The following is a 4,689-nucleotide window of genomic DNA, read 5'->3' on the forward strand; positions in this document are numbered from 1 at the left end:
CGAGAAAAAAATCAATACTGTAGGTAGAAAATTCCCTAATATTGAAGTTAAAATTGTTGATCCTGAAACCGGTGAAGAACTAGGTCCGGGTGAGACCGGAGAAATCATGTGCAGAGGTTTCAATGTTATGAAAGGTTATTACAATATGCCTGAAAAAACTGCTGAAACCATCGAACCTGACGGATGGCTACACTCTGGAGACTTGGCTACAGTTGATGAAGAAGGATATTACTCCATTGTAGGTCGTATTAAAGATATGATTATTAGAGGCGGAGAAAACATTTATCCAAGAGAAATAGAAGAATTTTTATTTACTCATGAATGTGTTCAAGATGTCCAGGTTGCCGGAATTCCTGATGAAAAATACGGTGAACTTGTTGGTGCATTTATCATTAAAGAAGATGGATTTGATGATATAACCGAAGCAGATATACGTGATTTCTGTATTGGAAGTATAGCAAGATATAAAGTACCTAAATATGTTTTCTTTGTTGACGAATTCCCATTGACCACAAGTGGAAAAATTCAAAAATACAAGTTAGGAGACATAGGCTTAAAACTTCTTGAAGAAAGAAGAGCAAACGGGGAATTATAATTTCCCTAAAATTTTATTTTTTTTACCAAAAATTAACCATCTGATGTAGATTACACAAATCAAAAAATATTTTTTCTTACATAATTAATAAAATATTAATTGTAACATTAATTAAATGATATAATTATATAAAAACTAGTTAAATTATTGAAGCTATTTTTAATTTAAAAAAAAGAAAAGTAAGGAGTAAAAAGTTATACTCCTACCTTACAGAAATAGTATTTGCATGCACTTCACTATTACACTCGGAAGTTATGAGATATTCTCCTCTTTCTAAATTGATGTTAATTTTAACCATACCATTGCTGTCGGATATTCTATTGTATAAAATACCATGAACATTTAAGGAGACTCTTTGATTTGGATAAGGTTTACCCTGACCATCCAATACCTGTGCTACAAATTGAGATCCGTCACCATAATTCATCACTAAATCACTAGTGATAAGAGTAGGCAATACTTTAATATTATTACCTTCAGTACAATCCCTGTATTTCACAGTAATGAAATAATCTCCAGGATCAAGATTGATATTCAATTTAACATAACCGTTTGCATCAGTATAACGAGTATAGAATACACCATTTATATTGAAGGTTACTGCCTCACCAGCTCCAGCATAGGAACCATTAGGTAAAACTATTCTAGCAGTATATTGGGTAGCATTACGGAAATATTTAGTTATATCTTTATTTTCAACAATAAGTGATATAACAGTAATATTATTTGACCTCATTTCGCCAGTTACCGGATTCAGAGCAGTTAAAATATATTCACCTCTTTCAAGATTAATATTTAATTTTGCCCATCCGCTAGCATTAGTTGTTCTGGTATAGAATACTCCATGGATATTGAAAAATACATCAATATTAGGTAACGGATTACCTTCACCATCTACGAATAATGCATAGTATTGAGTTCCGTTTTTAAATACTTTGAATACATTATTTCCATAGATTGTTGGCAATATATTAACATTGGCATACACTGTTTGTGGTTCAAATTCACTGTTACCTGCAAATTCAACTTTAGCAGTGTAATTTCCTGAATTTAAAGTCAATGCTAATGAAACTTGACCATCCTTACTGGTTCTTTCATAAGTCACTCCATTAATAGTAATTTTAACAGTTAAACCATCAATATTATTTCCTTCTTTATCAGTGAAGTAAACATAAAATCTTTCAGGTCCACTGTAGTATTTTACAACATCAGGAGCAGTTATTACAAGCTCACGTTTTTTATCAACAGTTGTATTGACTGTTTTCGGAGCGTATTTGTCATTACCAGGATAGGTAACTTTCACATCATGTTCACCAGCAGGTAAATCAGAAATGTCCAATACAGCCTTACCATCCTTAATAGGAACAGTATACTCTTTACCATCAATATTGACTATTACATCACCAGTGGCATCATCAGGAACATCAATAACTAATTCATCATCAGTATTTGTTACATTGATTGGATAGTCATCAATTTTCGGAACATCAACAGTAGTTGAATTGGATGCAGGATCATACTTATCATCACCAGGATAGTTCACATCAATAATATGATTACCAGGTTCCAAATCAGAAGGAAGATCCATTACAGCCTTACCATCTTCTATTGGAGCAGTATAGTCTTTACCATCAATAGTAACAGTAACATTACCAGTAGCATCTTCAGGCAATTCAACAATGACTTTACCATCTTCAACTTTAACATCCATAGGAGTTTCGTTCGGATCAATAGTAAATGAGTCACTTACAGATTTACCTTCGTACTTGTCGTTTCCAGGGAATGTGACAACAACATCATATGTTCCCGGTTTTAAGTCAAGAGGTAACTCAACATGAGCAACACCATCAGTCACATTTGCATAATATCCAATTCCATCAATATCAACTAATACTGGACCGTTAACATCTTCAGGCAAGTTTATAGTAATATTAGTTTTTTCTCCAGCCTTAATATCTTCAGCAACCACATCAAATGGATAATCTGAAATCTTAGGAACATCAATGATAGTTGAATTGGAAGCAGGAGCATACTTATCATCACCAGGATAAGTTACTTCAACACCATGTTTACCAGGTTCCACATCAGAAATATCTAAAACAGCCTTACCATCTTCTATTGGAGCAGTATAGTCTTTACCATCAATAGTAACAGTAACATTACCAGTAGCATCTTCAGGAACATTGACAACTAATTTACCATCCTCTTCAGTTATATTGATTGGATAGTCTGAAATCTTAGGAACATCAATGATAGTTGAATTGGAAGTCGGTTTATAGTTGTCATCACCAGGATAGTTTACTTCAATAGTATGATTACCCGGTTCTAAATCGGAAATATCCACAACAGCTTTGCCATCTTCAATTGGTACAGTTTGGTCTTTACCGTCAATGGTTACAGTTACGTTTCCAGTAGCATCTTCAGGCAATTCAACAATGACTTTACCATCTTCAACTTCAATGCTTATTGGGGTTTCGGATTTATCAACAGTAAATGAAGTAGCATTTCCTTTAGGAGCATAGTAATCATCACCAGGATATTTGACAGCAACATCGTGGTTTCCTGCAGATAAATCATCTAAATGTAATTTAGCTTGACCGTCAGTTACATTTGCATAATAACCGACGCCATCAACATCAATCAATACAGGACCCGTTACATCTTCAGGTAAGCTTACAGTAATGTCAACTGAATTACCATCCACTTCTGCATCGACAGTGATTTCATAATCATCAACTTTAGGAACTTCAACATCAGTAACATTTGAAGCAGGATTGAAATTATCATCACCAGAGTAAATAACTTCAATAGTGTGATTACCAGGTTCTACATCACTAATGTTAATAATAACTGGGCTTTCAGCGGCATCAGTAACATTGTAAACTTTACCGTCAATAATAACAGTAACATTACCAGTAGCGTCTTCAGGTAAATCTACAGTAATAGTTTTATTTTCAACATCAACAGTTACATTAACATCTGCCTTATCCTTATCATTAACAGTTATAGTCGCTGCATTAGTGAATTCTGCTTTTGTATACTTATCATTTTCCAAGTAAGTAATGTCAACATTATATTCACCAACAGGTAATTCAGATACATCTAAAGTAGCTTTTCCATCATTTAATTCAACATTATAATCATCATCGCCGATACTGACAATTAAATTGGCAGTTCTATCAGCAGGTCCGGAAATCTCCAAGATTCCTTCATGACCAACAACAAATGTTAAATCTTCAGCTGTAACATCAGTTGGAGCGAGTTTGTTTACTCCAAATGTTGCATTTGCTTCAGATGCAAGATATTTATCATCACCATCAAATTTAGCAACGATGAAGTAAGTTCCGTTAGCTAATCCATTAGGAATAACAACCCTATTATCTACAACAGTGTAAGGTTTGCCGTTTATGGTTACACTTACATCAGTTACATTTTCAGTATTTAATGCAATTACAATTTCTTCATCCACAACAAATACATCTTTAACCTCAATTGAAATATCTGATCCATATTTGATTACATCAAATGTTGCGGTTGCATAGGAAGACTCATAATTATCATCACCAGCCAAATTAGCAACAATAGTGTATGAATCAGCACTTAAACCCTTAGGAATAATTACTTTATTATCTATTACATTGTATTTTTCACCATTAATAGTGACGGAAATAGCACCTGTTGAATTAGTAGGTCTTAAACTAATGACAATACCTTCATCAACATAGTAAGTAGCATTTACATCAATATCAATAGATGAACCTGCTTTATTTACATTAAATTTAGCACTAGCAGCAGCATTATCATTATAATCGTCAGTTGAGAAGAACTCAACATCAGCAACTTTAGCACCAGCACTTAAACCAGTTAAATCAACAGTAGCTTTACCGTTTTCAACAGTTCCGTTAAAGACTTTACCGTCAACAGTAATATTAACAGTACCATTAGCATTATTGCCAACAGTAATCTCAGCAACAGCCTTGTCAGGATAAGTCACATCATCAATATCAACAGTAATCTCAGGAACAACACCTGAAACTGTAAACTCGGCAGTTACAGTTAATTCATCATAATTATCATCACCATAGAAGACAACA

General features: G+C 33.6%; 2 protein-coding genes. One reads left to right on the plus strand and one right to left on the minus strand.

Going from position 1 to position 4,689, the window contains the following annotated elements; all coding sequences use genetic code 11:
- Positions 1–595, plus strand: a 595-nt coding sequence (locus tag ACKI3Q_RS07520; RefSeq protein ID WP_407415801.1) for an AMP-binding enzyme, incomplete at its 5' end; no start/stop codon positions are given.
- A gap of 202 nt (positions 596–797) precedes the next feature.
- On the opposite strand, the gene ACKI3Q_RS07525 is transcribed toward ACKI3Q_RS07520, so the two are convergent.
- On the minus strand, positions 798–4,689 hold a 3,892-nt coding region (locus ACKI3Q_RS07525; RefSeq protein ID WP_407415803.1), incomplete at its 5' end, for an Ig-like domain repeat protein.

This window comes from Methanobrevibacter sp. (genome assembly GCF_045636185.1).
In the GTDB taxonomy this organism is placed as follows: domain Archaea; phylum Methanobacteriota; class Methanobacteria; order Methanobacteriales; family Methanobacteriaceae; genus Methanocatella.